The following is a 15324-nucleotide window of genomic DNA, read 5'->3' as shown; positions in this document are numbered from 1 at the left end:
GCCAATCATTTCGTGAGGACGGTCTCCATGGCGCAGAAACCTTTCTACTCCCGCTTCAGCAGCATGCCCGAAGCATCCGGTCTGTACGACCCGTCGGCCGAGCGCGACGCGTGTGGCCTGGCCATGGTGGCGACCCTGCGGGGAACCGCCGGACACGACATCATCACGCAGGCCCTCGATGCCCTGCGCAACCTCGAGCACCGCGGGGCGGTCGGCTCCGACGCCGGAACCGGTGACGGCGCCGGCATCATCACGCAGGTACCGGATGCGTTCCTGCGCGCCGTCACGGATTTCGCGCTTCCCCCGATGGGTCAGTACGCCGTTGGCAACGTGTTCCTACCGACCGACCCGACCGCGCGCACCAGGATCAAGCGCGCGATCAGCTCGATTGCTGAGGAGGAAAGCCTCACCATCCTCGGCTGGCGCGAGGTTCCGGTGCACCCGGAAGACCTCGGCATCCAGGCCCGCGCCAATATGCCCGCCATCCAGCAGCTGTTCGTGCAGAGCACCCGCACCACCGAATCCGGCGACCCGTTTGCGGATATCGCGCTGGATCGGCAGGCGTTTCGGCTGCGGAAGCGTGCCGAACGCGAACTTGAGATCTACTTTGTCTCGCTGTCCAGTCGCACCCTGGTCTACAAGGGCATGGTCACGACCCTGCAGCTCGAACCGTTCTACCCCGACCTGTCCGACGAACGCTTCGTCTCGACACTCGCCCTCGTGCACTCCCGCTATTCCACAAACACGTTCCCGTCCTGGCCCCTGGCCCAGCCGTTCCGCATGATCGCCCACAACGGCGAGATCAACACGGTGCAGGGCAACCGTAACTGGATGCGTGCGCGCCAGTCCCAACTCGAATCCGAGCTGCTCGGCGACGTCGCACCACTGCTGCCGATCGTCACCCCGGGCGCGAGCGACTCGGCCTCCTTCGATGAGGTCGTCGAGCTGCTCAGCCTGTCCGGTCGGTCGCTGCCACACGCCATCATGATGATGGTGCCGGAGGCGTGGGAGAACCAGACCGACCTCGACGACGAACGTCGTGACTTCTACGAATACCATTCCATGCTCATGGAGCCGTGGGACGGCCCAGCCGCGATCGTTTTCACCGATGGTTCCCTGGTGGGAGCAACGCTCGACCGCAACGGCTTGCGCCCCGGACGCTACCTCGTCACCGACGACGGCCTCGTCGTGCTCGCGAGCGAAATCGGCGTGCTCGGCATCGATCCGGCCCGCGTCGTGCGTAAGGGCCGCTTGCGCCCCGGCCAGATGTTCCTGGTCGACACCAAAGCCGGCCGCATCATCGACGACCGGGAGATCAAAGCAGAACTGTCCGCGAGCGAACCGTGGGGAGACTGGCTCGAGAAGGGGCGCATCAACCTCAAGGACCTCCCGGAGCGAGAACACATCGTGCACCCGCCGGCATCTGTAGTGCGTCGTCAGCGCACCTTCGGCTACACCGAAGAAGAGGTGCGGATTCTGCTCGCCCCGATGGCCAGAACCGGCGCCGAACCGCTGGGCGCCATGGGTAGCGACACCCCCATCGCCGTGCTCAGCGACCGCCCACGTCTCATGTTCGATTACTTCACCCAGCAGTTCGCGCAGGTCACCAACCCTCCGCTCGACTCGATTCGCGAAGAAGTCGTCACGAGCCTCAAGCTCGCTCTCGGGCCGGAACGCAACCTGCTCTCCGCGGGTCCGGAGCACGCCCGCCAGGTCATTTTGGATTTCCCGGTCATCGATAACGACGAACTGGCGAAGATCCAGCACATCGACCCTGTCGTCGGCAGCCGCACCACCACGACCATTCGTGGCCTCTACCGCGTCGAAGAAGGCACCGAAGCGCTGTCACAGCGCCTCGCTGCCATCTGCGTTGAGGTTGACGAGGCCATAGAGGCCGGCGCGCTGTTCATCGTGCTGAGTGACCGCGACTCCAACAAAGACCTCGCACCCATTCCATCGCTGCTCATGATCGCGGCCGTGCATCACCACCTGATTCGCACCGAACACCGTATGAAGGTCGGCATCGTCGTCGAGGCCGGCGACGTGCGCGAGGTGCACCACGTGGCGCTGCTGATCGGCTACGGCGCGTCCGCCGTAAACCCGTACTTGGCAATGGAAACCTGCGAAGACCTCGTGCGCAGCGGAATCATCACCAACGTCACGCCCGAAAAGGCGGTGCGCAACGTCATCAAAGCCCTCGGTAAGGGCGTGCTCAAAATCATGTCCAAGATGGGCATCTCCACCGTGTCGTCGTACGCCGGCGCGCAAACCTTTGAAGCCGTTGGCCTCGCCCAGTCGTTCGTCGACCAGTACTTCACCGGAACGACGAGCAAGCTCGGCGGCGTCGACATCGACGTGATCGGTGTCGAAAACCTGGCGCGGCACGCATCCGCTTATCCGATGGATGCCGCCGTGACCGCCCACGAACGCCTCGCGACCGGTGGCGAATACCAGTGGCGTCGGGACGGCGCCCCGCACCTGTTCAACCCGGAGACCATTTTCCGTCTGCAGCACGCCACCCGAACCCGGCGCTACGACATCTTCCGCGAATACACGAAGATGGTCGACGATCAGGCCGAATCCCTGATGACGCTGCGGGGCATGTTCACGCTCAGCCCCGGCCAACGCCCCCCGGTACCCCTCGACGAGGTCGAATCGGTCTCCCAGATCGTCAAACGGTTCTCCACAGGCGCGATGAGCTACGGCTCCATTTCGCAGGAAGCGCACGAGACCCTTGCGATTGCAATGAACCGCCTGGGCGGTAAGTCCAACACCGGCGAAGGCGGCGAAGACCTCGACCGTCTACTCGACCCGACCCGGCGTAGCGCGGTGAAGCAGGTTGCGTCGGGCCGATTCGGCGTGACGAGCATGTACCTGACCCACGCCGATGACATCCAGATCAAACTTGCCCAGGGTGCCAAGCCCGGCGAGGGCGGTCAGCTGCCTCCCACCAAGGTGTACCCGTGGATCGCCCGCACCCGGCACGCCACGGCCGGCGTCGGCCTCATCTCGCCACCACCGCACCACGATATCTACTCGATCGAAGACCTCAAGCAGCTCATCTTCGACCTGAAACGGGCCAACCCGAAGGCCCGCATCCACACCAAACTGGTCAGCCAGTCCGGTATCGGCGCCGTCGCGGCCGGCGTCGCCAAGGCCCTCTCCGACGTGATCCTGATCAGCGGGCACGACGGCGGAACAGGCGCCAGCCCGGTCAACTCGCTCAAGCACGCCGGTACGCCGTGGGAACTCGGCCTCGCCGAGACCCAGCAGACGCTCATGCTCAACGGTATGCGTGACCGCGTGGTCGTGCAGGTAGACGGCCAGCTGAAGACCGGGCGTGACGTGCTCGTCGGTGCCCTGCTCGGCGCCGAGGAATTTGGTTTCGCCACCGCGCCGCTCGTCGTCTCGGGCTGCATCATGATGCGCGTCTGTCACCTCGACACCTGCCCGGTCGGCGTCGCCACGCAGAACCCGGAGTTGCGCAAACGCTTCAACGGTCAGGCTGACCACGTCGTGAACTTCTTCGAGTTCATCGCCCAGGAGGTTCGTGAGTACCTCGCCGAGCTGGGGTTCCGCAGTCTGGACGAAGCTATCGGTCACCGTGAGGTGCTGAACGTCAACCGTGCCCTGACCCATTGGAAGGCGCAGGGGCTTGACCTTTCACCCATTCTGAGCGGCCCGGACTTTTCCGAGAGCGAACCGCGCAAGTGGGCCCGCTCCCAGGAGCACGAACTCGACAAGCACTTCGACAACGAACTGATTCGCCGGAGCCAGAACGTGCTCGAGCACGGCGGCACGATCAGCATCGACCTGCCGATCCGCAACACCGAGCGCGCCGTCGGAACCATGCTCGGCAACCAGGTCACCCTGCGGCATGGCGAAAACGGCCTGCCGGCCGGGTCCATCGAGGTCACCCTCACCGGGTCCGCTGGACAATCATTCGGAGCGTTCCTGCCGAGCGGCATCACCCTGCGGCTCGAGGGCGATTCCAACGACTATGTCGGCAAGGGCCTGTCGGGCGGGCAGATCGTCGTGCGCCCCGACCGGGCCAGCCAATTTCCCGCTGAAGACAACGTCATCGCCGGGAACGTCATCGGTTACGGGGCTACCCAGGGCAGTATGTTCATTCGCGGCATCGTCGGCGAACGATTCCTGGTGCGTAACTCCGGCGCGATCGCCGTCGTGGAGGGTGTGGGCGACCACGCCCTGGAATACATGACCGGGGGCCTCGCGGTTATCCTTGGCGAGACCGGACGCAACCTCGGAGCCGGGATGAGCGGCGGCACGGCCTACGTCTACGGGCTCACCGCCGAACGGGTCAACCGTGATGCGTTGACCTCGGGGGAGTTGCGCCTGCTGGCACTGGAAAGTGTCGACCGTGAGATCGTGCGCGACCTGCTCGAACAGCATCGGGACCAAACCGATTCCGCGCTGGCCAAGCGAATGCTCGATAACCTGGAAGAAACCATGGACACATTTGTCAAGGTGCTGCCGCGCGATTACGCGGCCGTACTGGAGACCAGACAAACGGCCCTCGACGAGGGACTCGATCCCGACGGACTCGTTGTCTGGAATCGAATTCTGGAGGTAACCAATGGCTGATCCGAAGGGATTCCTGAAGACCACGGAACGTGAGCTGCCGGCTCGTCGGCCGGTGGCCATCCGCTTGATGGACTGGAAAGAGGTCTACGAGCAGGGTGATAGTGCCGTGCTCAAACGGCAGGCTGGCCGCTGCATGGACTGCGGGGTGCCGTTCTGCCACCAGGGTTGCCCGCTCGGCAACCTCATTCCCGAGTGGAACGACCTGGTCTGGCGCGACGAGGGTCGAGCGGCCATCGAACGCCTGCACGCGACGAACAACTTCCCCGAATTCACCGGTCGACTCTGCCCGGCGCCGTGTGAATCGTCATGTGTGCTCGGTATCAACCAGCCGGCCGTGACCATCAAGCAGGTCGAGGTGTCGATTATCGACCAGGCCTTCGCGAAGGGCTGGGTACAGCCGCAGCCGCCCGGTCGCCTGACCGGTAAGACCGTCGCGGTCGTCGGCTCCGGCCCGGCCGGGCTGGCCGCAGCCCAGCAACTCACCCGCGCCGGTCACACCGTCGCCGTGTTCGAACGCGATGATCGCATTGGCGGGCTGCTGCGCTACGGCATTCCGGACTTCAAAATGGAGAAGAAGCACCTCGAACTGCGCCTCGCCCAGATGACAGCGGAGGGCACGCGGTTTCGCGCGAACGTCAACATCGGTGTGGACATCACCTGGGACGACCTGCGTGCCCGCTACGACGCTGTCGTGGTAGCGACCGGCGCGATGGTTCCCCGCGACCTGCCCATTCCGGGGCGCGATCTGCCCGGAGTGCACTTCGCCATGGAATTCCTCGTTCAGCAGAACAAGATCGGCGCCGGTGGAAGCATCGAAGCGGTGATCACCGCCGAGGGTAAGCACGTCGTCGTACTCGGCGGTGGTGACACCGGTGCCGACTGCATCGGCACCGCGCATCGCCAGCTGGCAGCATCCGTTACCAACCTGGCGATCGGCAAGCAGCCGGGCACTACCCGCCCGGAAAGCCAGCCTTGGCCGATATCGCCGACCCTGTTCGAGGTGTCCAGCGCTCACGAAGAGGGCGGCACCCGCCAGTACCTTGCGTCAACGGTCGAATTTCTGACCAACGACTTCGGCGAGGTGCGCGCCATTCGCATCGCCGAGACCGAGTACCTTGACGGACGCCGCGTTCCCAAGGCCGGTTCGGAACGGGAGATTCCGGCCGACCTGGTGTTGCTCGCCATGGGATTCACCGGTCCGGAACAAGGCGACCTCAGCCACCAGCTGAAGGTTCCTTTCGACGGGCACGGCAACGTTGAGCGTGACGGCAACTACCAGACCAGCCAGGAGGGTGTCTTCGTCGCCGGTGACGCCGGTCGTGGCCAGTCGCTGATCGTCTGGGCCATTGCTGAGGGTCGCGCCGCCGCCGCTGCGGTCGATGAGTTTCTGGAAGGGCAGACGCAACTGCCGTCTCCCGTCAAGCCCACGGATCGCTCGTTTTCCCTCTAGTTCACCAGCCTTCCTGTACTACGTTCACATGCGCCTGAAGAGCGCGGAAATCGGAGATTCACCAGAATGAGACGCGCAAAAATCGTCGCCACCCTTGGGCCAGCAGCGGCCAGTTACGAGCAGATCAGGGCCCTCATCGATGCGGGCGTCGACGTATGTCGAATGAACCTGAGCCACGGCAACTACCAGGTGCACGAGAGCGTCTATGCCAATGTGCGCAAGGCCGCCAACGATTCCGGTCGTGCCATTGCCGTCATGGTTGACCTGCAGGGTCCGAAGATTCGTCTGGGCAAATTCGAAGGCGGGCCGTACGACCTTGCCGTCGGCGACATCTTCAAGATCACCACCGAAGACGTACTCGGCACTAAAGAACTCTCCGGCACGACCTTCAAAGGACTGCCGCACGACGTGAACCCCGGCGATTTTCTGCTTATCGACGATGGCAAGGTCAAGGTGCAGGTCGTTGAAACGGATGGCGTCGTCGTCACGACCAGGGTGATCGTCGCCGGCCCGGTCTCCAATAACAAGGGAATCAATCTGCCCGGCGTCGCCGTCAACGTTCCCGCCTTGTCGGAGAAGGACGAAGCAGACCTGCGCTGGGGCCTGCGTCTCGGAGCCGACCTCATCGCGTTGTCGTTCGTGCGCAGCGCCGATGACATCACCCGCGTACACGAGATCATGGCGGAAGAAGGTCGCCGCGTTCCGGTGATCGCCAAGATCGAGAAGCCGCAGGCCGTCGACAACCTCGAAGAGATTGTTCATGCCTTCGACGCGATCATGGTCGCCCGAGGCGACCTTGGCGTCGAGCTTCCGCTGGAGGCCGTGCCGATTGTGCAAAAGCAGGCCGTTGAAATCGCTCGCCGCATGGCCAAGCCGGTTATCGTGGCGACTCAGATGCTCGAATCCATGATTTTGAGTCCGGTGCCCACCCGGGCGGAGACCAGCGACGTCGCCAACGCCGTGCTCGACGGCGCGGATGCCGTCATGCTCAGCGGTGAGACCAGCGTCGGAGAATACCCCGTTGTCACGGTACAGACCATGGCCCGCATAGTGGAGTCCACCGAGGTGCACGGACTCGAGCGCATCGGCAAGCTGACTAATAAGCCGCGCACGCAGGGCGGTGCCATCACCCTGGCCGCCATCGAGGTCGCCGAGTTCGTCGACGCAAAGTTCCTCTGCATTTTCACCGAGTCGGGAGACTCTGCCCGACGCATGTCGCGTCTGCGGTCGAAAATCCCGATGCTGGCCTTCACCCCGGAGGCGGGCATCCGTCGTCGTCTGGCCCTCACCTGGGGCATCCAGACCTATCTGGTGGACCCGGTCACGCACACCGACGCAATGTTCGGTCAGGTGGATGACATCCTCATCGGTCAGGGCCTCGCTCAAATCGGTGACAAGGTCGTCGTCATCTCTGGTTCTCCTCCCGGAATCGTCGGTTCGACCAATGACATTCGCGTGCACTGCGTGGGCGACGCTCATAACGAGGTCGCGCCGGCGTACGTCAAGAAATAGCGTGTAGAGCGAACAGCCTCGCTTCGTGATTTTTACGGAGCGAGGCTGTTGGTCGATATCGACGACTCATTTATGGCACCGCCAACGCGCTCGCTTTCGGCGACACGAACTGGTGCACCTCGGTGACCGTGGGAGAACCCTACCCGCACATCCGTACAGGTGAGGCCAAGCAGCACCAGAAAAAGCATGTGACCTGGTCATTTACTGGTAAAAAATTGTACCGGTGGTGGGACTCGAACCCACACGTCCTTGCGAACAAAGCATTTTGAGTGCTCCGCGTCTGCCATTCCGCCACACCGGCTTACAACTACTCGTTCAGAATACCGTAGGCTTTTGCACGTGACCGACCAAGACAGCACCCCAACCCCTCCGCGCCGCGTTGTCGTCGCTGAGGATGAATCCCTCATCCGCCTCGACATCGTCGAGATTCTGCGCGACAACGGCTTTGAAGTCGTCGGCGAAGCCGGTGACGGAGAAACTGCGGTCGCCTTGGCACGGGAACTCCGCCCTGACCTGGTCATCATGGACGTCAAGATGCCCCAACTGGATGGCATCAGCGCAGCTGAACGCCTATCTAAGGAGCACATTGCACCGGTCGTACTGCTGACAGCGTTCAGTCAGAAAGAACTGGTCGAACGCGCCACCGAAGCCGGCGCCCTCGCTTACGTTGTCAAGCCCTTCACCCCGAACGACCTGCTGCCTGCAATCGAGATCGCCCTCTCGCGCTACAGCCAGATCATCACCCTCGAGGCCGAGGTCGCCGACCTGGTCGAGCGGTTCGAGACCCGTAAGCTCGTCGACCGGGCCAAGGGCCTGCTCAACGAGAAAATGGGCCTGACCGAGCCGGAAGCCTTCCGCTGGATCCAGAAAGCCTCAATGGACCGGCGCCTCACCATGCACGACGTGTCGCAGGCGATCATCGAACAGCTCAGCGCCAAGAAGTAGTCGCAGCTTAAAAGTAGAACGGCCCGGCAGATTCTGCCGGGCCGTTTTACTGTCTAGCGGTCCGGGCCAGGACGTGGTGGATTGTGTGTCAGTGGTGCCCGCTACGCTCGAAATTGACGAAGGGCGGGCGGATGTTCCTACTGGATGGCGAGATAGTGACCAGTGCCAGTGACCTGAGCGCCGCATCCGTTTGCGAGTTTGCGTTTCTGCGCCGTATCGACGCGAAACTCGGCCGCATTGACGGGGTTCCTGAACCGGTCGACGCTATGCACAAACGCACGTCCCGTCTCGGCGACGAGCACGAACATCGGGTGCTCGAACGCTATCGGCAGGACTATTCGGTCGTGGAGATCGCCCGGCCAGAGCGGATATCGCGCCCCGCCCTCGAGCTAGCAGCCGAGCACACGCGGCTGGCCTTCACGGAGCACGCCGGCGTTATTTTTCAGGCCACCTTCTTCGATTCCGATTATGGCCCGCCCAACATAGCTGCCCCCATCGTCTTCCTCGGATTCGCCGACTTCATCGTGCGGCAGAGTGATCGCACCTGGCTGGTGCAAGACACGAAACTTGCCCGGCACGCCCGGGTTAGCGCCCTGCTGCAATTGGCCGCGTACGCCGAACAACTCGAACGTATTGGGGTCGACCCGGCTGAGACCGTGGAGCTGTTGCTCGGCGATGGCTCCGTCAGCGTGCACCAGCTGGCAGATATTCGCCCGGTGTACCGCAAGCGCAAACAGCGTCTTGTACAGATCATCACGGAACGACTCGGCGACAGCGCCTTCGTCAAGTGGGGTGACCCGCGCTACACCGTCTGTGGGCGCTGCGTCACTTGTGAGCTGGAGGCGCAGACGCACCGCGACCTGCTCCTCGTAGCCGGTCTGCGGCTCACTCAGCGCGCCCGGCTGGCGGCCGCCGGCCTCTGCACCATCGATGAACTCGCTGCATCCGGTGGCGCCATCGACGGCATAGCCGATTCCACGCTCGCCGCTCTGCGCACACAGGCGCGGCTGCAGCTTCAGGCGGTCGCGGGGACAGCGCCGCCGGTAGATCTGTGCAATCCGGGGGCGTTGGCAGTGCTGCCCGAGCCAAATCCCGGCGATATCTTCTTCGACTTCGAGGGTGACCCGCTGTACACAGACGACACTGCGACCGAGGCTGCGACCACGCGGTGGGGCCTCGACTACCTGTTCGGTCTGGTCGACGTCGATGAATCTTTTCGCGCCTTCTGGGCGCACACCTGGGCCGAAGAGAAGCAGGCACTCACGGACTTTCTGGCGTACCTGGTCGAGCGTCGCGCTCGATATCCGGGCATGCACGTTTACCATTACGCCGCGTACGAGCGCACTCACCTGCTCAGCCTCGCTGCCCGGCACGGCGTCGGCGAAGATCAGGTCGACTCGCTGCTGCGTGAGAACGTGCTGGTTGACCTCTATCCGCTCGTGCGCAAGAGCATGCGTGTCGGGTCCCGCTCTTACTCGATCAAGAAGCTCGAGCCGCTCTACATGGGCTCCGAACTGCGCGGCGGCGAGGTCACTAACGCAGCGGATTCCATCACCGAATATGCCGGCGCTCGAGACCTGCACGCGCACGGCGACACGGCCGAAGCGCAGCGCATGCTGGAATCCATTGCCGACTACAACCGCTACGACTGTGTGTCAACGTTGCGGCTGCGTGACTGGCTGCTCGCGCTCGCGCGCAGGGCGGGCATCCGCTCAGTCGGCACGCAGCCCGAAGCGGATACCGACACGCTCGAGCCGTCGCCGGTGCGCGACGCCCTGCTCGCCATCGCGGCCACGGCTGGCCGCACGTCGCGCACCGCAGACCAGGCAGCGGCTGCCTTCGCCGCCGCCGCGATCGACTACCACCGCCGGGAACAGAAGAGTTTCTGGTGGGGACACTATTCTCGGCTCGAATACCCCATCGACGAATGGCAAGACACCCGCGACGTGCTCATAGTCGACCGCGTCGACGTGGACCGTGACTGGTTTCGCGAGGGCCAGCAGCGCGTCGATCGTCGCCACCTATGGCTTCGGGGGCGTCTGGCACCGGGCAGCAGCATCAAACCGGGCGATCAGGCCGGGCCATACCTGCTCTACGAACACCCCGGGCCTTTCGCCAACCCCGACACATCGGAGGGTGCTCGCACCCACCGCGCCGTAAAAGTGCTCGCGGTCGACGACGACGGCGCAATCCTGGTCGAAGAGACCCTGCTGAAAGGTGTGGCCCGCTACGACCACCGACCGAGCGCACTCGCACCAGCCGCACCGCCCCGACCGTTGCAACAGAAGCCCGCGATCGATGAGTGGGCTCAAGCGATCGTTGACGCCCAGCCGGACTGGCCGAGCGACCCCATGGTCGATATTTTGCGCCGCACCCCGCCGCGCACCCATACGGGACACCTGGCGGCCGTCACGGTCGATGGAGAGACCATCGGCGCTGTCCTGACAAGTCTGCGTGACCTCGACAGGTCATATCTTGCGATCCAGGGGCCACCCGGCACCGGCAAAACCTACCTCGGCGCCCACGCCATCACGGCGCTCGTGCAGCAGCACGGCTGGAAGATTGGCGTCGTCGCCCAATCCCACGCCGTCGTTGAGAATCTGCTCGGCGCCATCGTCACGGCCGGGCTCGATCCTGCACTGGTCGGAAAGGTGGCCAAAACCGGGGCTGACCCGGCACAGGATGCGTACACGGTGCTGCCCAAAGACGGCCAGCTGCTCTTTGCACTCGACCACGCCAACTCCGGATTCGTCATCGGCGGCACTGCCTGGGACTTCAGCAATCCTGCCCGTGTGCCGCGGCACAGCCTTGACCTGCTCGTCGTCGACGAGGCGGGGCAGTTTTCGCTCGCCTCGACCATCGCGGCGAGCGTCGGCGCGAAGAACCTGTTATTGCTGGGTGACCCGCAGCAACTGCCGCAGGTGAGCCAGGGCATGCACCCCGAGCCGATCGACCAGTCAGCGCTCGGCTGGGTCGCGGCCGGCCATGACGTGCTGTCAGGCACGCGCGGCTATTTTCTGGCCGAAAGTCGCCGCATGCATCCGGCGGTGACAGCCCCAGTCTCCCGCCTTTCCTACGGCGGACGCCTGCGCGCCAATCCGATCACCTCGACCCGGTTCCTCGACGGTGTCACGCCTGGGCTGCACGCTGTTCCGGTGATGCACACCGGCAATGCCATTTCATCGGCTGAAGAAGCGGAAGCCGTCGTGGCACTCGTGCGTAACGTCCTCGGCCGGCTCTGGACCGACCCGACCGACCGCCGCAGCGAGAATCCACTCAGCGAAGCCGACGTGATCGTCGTGACCCCCTACAACGCCCAGCTGGCCCTCGTACACGCGGCACTGGCTGCTGCCGGCTACTCCAACGTGAGAGTGGGCACGGTCGATAAATTCCAGGGTCAGGAAGCGGCCGTCGCGATCGTCACGCTCGCCGCCAGCTCGGCCGACGACGTACCGCGCGGCCTGGCGTTCCTTATTATGAAGAACCGCCTGAACGTCGCCGTCTCGCGAGCCAAATGGGCCGCGTACCTGATCTACTCACCTGCCCTGACCGCATACCTGCCGGTAACGCCCGCCGGCCTGGCCGAACTCAGCGCGTTCATCAGCCTGGTGGAGCCAGACCCGGCCGAGATCTAGGCTTGCGGCGGCAGGTCTTTGATGATGTTCGTGATGCGAATCGTCGAGCAGCGCCGACCGGCATCATCGGTGACGACGATCTCGTGGGTGGTGAGCGTGCGGCCAAGATGAATCGGGGTACACACCCCCGTGACGTAGCCGGACGTTGCCGAGCGATTGTGCGAGGCGTTGATTTCGATACCGACGGCGAGTTTTCCCGGTCCGGCATGCAGATTCGCGGCCATCGAGCCGAGCGACTCACCAAGCACGACATAGGCGCCGCCGTGCATGAGCATGGCCGGCTGCGTGTTGCCGGCCACGGGCATCCGTGCCACGGCCCGGTCAATGGTGAACTCGGTGAACTCCAGCCCCATCTTGTCGGCGAGATCTCCGCAGCCACGCTGCTGAACCCAGGCGAGTGCGTCGTCAGTCGTATTGAACATGATCACCTTTGGTCGGGGAGCCTTGCCGGGGAGACACTTGTAGGCTAGGGGAGTGTTGGACTCCGAAAAGCCTACCCTGATGATCATCGACGGCCACTCCCTGGCATTCAGGGCGTTCTACGCCTTGCCGGTGGACAGCTTCCAGACCCATGCCGGTCAGCATACAAACGCCATCCACGGCTTTCTGTCGATGCTGCTCAGCCTGCTGCGCAACGAGAAGCCGACCCACCTCGCCGTCGCCTTCGACATTTCGCGCGCATCCTTTCGTACCAGGGAATACCCGGAGTACAAAGGCACGCGCAATGCGACACCGCCGGAATTCCTCGGCCAGATTCCACTGCTGCAAGAAGCCCTCGCCGCGATGAACATCGCGACCATCACCAAGGAAGACTTCGAGGCCGACGATATTCTGGCGACCCTCTCGGTGCAAGGCACCGTGGCCGGCTACAACGTACTCGTCGTCTCTGGCGACCGGGATGCGATCCAGCTCGTCAACGAGACCGTCACCCTGCTCTACCCATCCAGCCAGGGCGTGTCCGCCCTCACTCGCTACGACCCGGCCCGGGTGCGCGAGCGCTACGGCGTCGAACCGGAGCAGTATCCCGACGTCGCCGCCCTCGTCGGTGAAACCAGTGACAACCTGATCGGCATCAGCAAGGTCGGTGAGAAGACCGCCGTCAAGTGGCTCGGCCTCTACGGCAGCCTCGATGGCATCCTTGAACACGCCGACGAGATCAAGGGCGTCGTCGGCAACAATCTGCGCGAGCAGCGAGAGAACGCGATTCGCAACCGCCGTCTCAACCGTCTGGTCACCGACCTGGAGCTGCCCGTGGCCGTTGCCGGCCTCGAACGCGGGGCCATGAACACCGACGCTGTGCGTGACATCTTCACCCGCCTCGAATTCAAGACCTTGCTCGACCGGGTGCTCAAGCTCGCCGGCGAAGACCCGGCGGCCGCAGCATCCGCTCTCGTTGCCGCTATCGACGAGGTTCCAGTCGTGCAGTCGCCCATCGCGCAAGACCTGCTCGACGAAGAGCTGCAGTCCTGGCTCGACCGGGCAACGTCGGCGCACCCGGCCGGACTCGGCCTCACGGTGGAAGTGCAAGACGGCAAGGCCATCGGGTTCGGACTGGCCAGCCCGACCGAAACCATCAACCTGCCGTGGCAGCAGGGGCGCAAAGATTACGCCCCGTTCGAAGCCTGGCTCGCGAGCGACGCCCTGAAGATCATGAACGACGCCAAACACCAGGTGAAGGCGCTGCGCCGCAGCGGTCTGCCCATCGCCGGCCTCGCCTTCGACACGCTCGTCGGCGCCTGGCTCGTCCGCCCCGGCGGACCGGACAAGACCCTGGCCGACCTCGTGTCACGGTACCTCGACGAAGCACTGCCGGTGGCCGACCCCAACCAGCTCGTGCCCGACGAGACCCAGCAGGCCGGCGCCCCCGCCCAGGCCTGGTACACCCTGCGGGTGTTCGCCGCCGTCGAGACCGCGCTCGACCCCGGCTCACTCAAGCTGCTGCTGGAGATCGAACTGCCCACCCTGCTGGCTCTTGCCGACATGGAGCTCGCCGGCGTCAGCGTCTCGCACGAGCAACTCGCCGAACTTTCAGCTGAGCTCGGCGCCAGCACCGCGAGTCTCGCGGCGGCGGCCTACGCCGAAATCGGCCGTGAGGTCAACCTCGGCTCACCCAAGCAACTACAAGACGTATTGTTCGAGCAGCTGGAGATGCCCAAGACCCGGGCCAACAAGACCGGTTTTTCAACGGATGCCGGCGCCCTGGCCGACCTGCAGGCGAGCAACCCGCATCCGTTCCTCGACCTGCTGCTGAAGCACCGTGATGCCACCAAGCTGCGCCAAATCGTTGAGACCCTCGATAAAGCCATCGACACCACCGGGCGCATCCACACTACGTATGTGCAGATCGGTACCACGACCGGCCGCATCTCCTCGAACGATCCGAACCTGCAGAACATCCCCGTTCGCACCGAGGAGGGTCGGCGCATCCGTGCCGCTTTCCAAGCCGGTGCGGGTAGCGAGAGCCTGCTCACTGCAGACTATTCACAGATCGAGATGCGCATCATGGCGCATCTTTCCGAGGACGCGGGGCTGATCGAAGCCTTCAATGCCGGCGAGGACTTGCACCGTTTCGTCGGTTCGCGTATTTTCGGTGTCGACCCCGCTGACGTATCCGGTGAGATGCGCACCAAGGTCAAGGCGATGAGCTACGGGCTCGCCTACGGCCTCAGCGCATTCGGTTTGTCCAAGCAGCTGCGCATCGACACCAAAGAAGCCAAGCAGCTCATGACCGACTACTTCGACCGGTTCGGCGCTGTGCGCGACTACCTGCGCAACGTCGTTGAGCAGGCCAAGGTCGACGGGTACACCGAGACCATCTACGGGCGGCGCCGGCCGTTCCCTGATCTGGCCAGCCCCAAACGAGTGCTGCGCGACAACGCCGAACGCGCGGCCCTCAACGCTCCGATCCAAGGTTCGGCGGCCGACATCATGAAGATCGCCATGAACGGTATCGCCGCCGACCTGGCGGATGCCTCGATGGAGTCCAGCATGCTGCTCCAGGTTCATGACGAGTTGATTTTCGACGTCGCACCGGGGGAGTGGGACGCCCTGCGCCAGGTCGTCACCCACAACATGGAGTCCGCCGCCGACCTGCTCGTTCCGCTGACGGTGCAGGTCGGTCGCGGACCCAACTGGGACGCAGCCGCCCACTAGGTTCCGTCGCAGCACGCCTCGACG

The 15324-nt window shown here is 64.1% G+C and carries 7 protein-coding genes and 1 tRNA gene; 6 read left to right on the top strand and 2 right to left on the bottom strand.

Annotated elements, in window-relative coordinates; genetic code table 11:
* Nucleotides 1–27: 27 nt before the first annotated feature.
* The 3 genes from gltB to pyk all read left to right on the top strand — a co-directional run bounded on the left by gltB (nt 28) and on the right by pyk (nt 7567).
* Nucleotides 28–4605, top strand: coding sequence for a glutamate synthase large subunit (gltB, locus tag CXY74_RS12800; protein ID WP_104200769.1), 4578 nt, complete (start codon nt 28–30; stop codon nt 4603–4605).
* Entirely contained in the window at nt 4598–6055 is a 1458-nt protein-coding gene (locus CXY74_RS12795; protein ID WP_104200768.1) for a glutamate synthase subunit beta, read from the top strand. Before gltB ends, CXY74_RS12795 begins: the two co-directional genes overlap by 8 nt.
* A gap of 66 nt (nt 6056–6121) precedes the next feature.
* The gene (pyk, locus tag CXY74_RS12790) at nt 6122–7567 is read left to right on the top strand and encodes a pyruvate kinase (protein WP_104200767.1); all 1446 of its coding nucleotides are present in this window, start codon (nt 6122–6124) and stop codon (nt 7565–7567) included.
* A 218-nt stretch (nt 7568–7785) separates the two neighbouring features.
* Here the strand turns inward: pyk and CXY74_RS12785 are convergent.
* Nucleotides 7786–7868, bottom strand: a tRNA-Leu gene (locus CXY74_RS12785).
* A 38-nt stretch (nt 7869–7906) separates the two neighbouring features.
* On the opposite strand from CXY74_RS12785, the gene CXY74_RS12780 reads away from it, so the two are divergent.
* Complete coding sequence (locus CXY74_RS12780) at nt 7907–8512, top strand: ANTAR domain-containing response regulator (RefSeq protein WP_035879545.1); 606 nt, start codon at nt 7907–7909, stop codon at nt 8510–8512.
* Nucleotides 8513–8643: 131 nt separating this feature from the next.
* A complete protein-coding gene (locus CXY74_RS12775) occupies nt 8644–12147 on the top strand; it encodes a bifunctional RecB family nuclease/DEAD/DEAH box helicase (protein WP_104200766.1) in 3504 nt (1167 codons plus the stop codon).
* Here the strand turns inward: CXY74_RS12775 and CXY74_RS12770 are convergent.
* Entirely contained in the window at nt 12144–12569 is a 426-nt protein-coding gene (locus CXY74_RS12770) for a hotdog fold thioesterase (RefSeq protein WP_104198111.1), read from the bottom strand. The two genes, CXY74_RS12775 and CXY74_RS12770, sit on opposite strands and share 4 nt — an antisense overlap.
* Nucleotides 12570–12621: 52 nt before the next feature.
* Here CXY74_RS12770 and polA point away from each other — a divergent pair, with 52 nt between their 5' ends.
* On the top strand, nt 12622–15300 hold the full coding sequence (polA, locus tag CXY74_RS12765; RefSeq protein WP_104200765.1) for a DNA polymerase I: 2679 nt from the start codon (nt 12622–12624) through the stop codon (nt 15298–15300).
* Nucleotides 15301–15324 lie beyond the last annotated feature (24 nt).

It is taken from the genome of Cryobacterium sp. Y29 (assembly GCF_002929825.1).
Classification (GTDB): Bacteria; Actinomycetota; Actinomycetes; order Actinomycetales; family Microbacteriaceae; genus Cryobacterium.
The sequence above is the reverse complement of the archived record's forward strand: the minus strand, read 5'-3'. Positions and strand labels throughout refer to the sequence as shown.

Coding starts and splice junctions, on each gene's coding strand:
- gltB (WP_104200769.1), top strand. CDS start 28: ATGGCGCAGAAACCTTTCTACTCCCGCTTCAGCAGCATGCCCGAAGCA.
- CXY74_RS12795 (WP_104200768.1), top strand. CDS start 4,598: ATGGCTGATCCGAAGGGATTCCTGAAGACCACGGAACGTGAGCTGCCG.
- pyk (WP_104200767.1), top strand. CDS start 6,122: ATGAGACGCGCAAAAATCGTCGCCACCCTTGGGCCAGCAGCGGCCAGT.
- CXY74_RS12775 (WP_104200766.1), top strand. CDS start 8,644: ATGTTCCTACTGGATGGCGAGATAGTGACCAGTGCCAGTGACCTGAGC.
- CXY74_RS12770 (WP_104198111.1), bottom strand. CDS start 12,569: ATGTTCAATACGACTGACGACGCACTCGCCTGGGTTCAGCAGCGTGGC.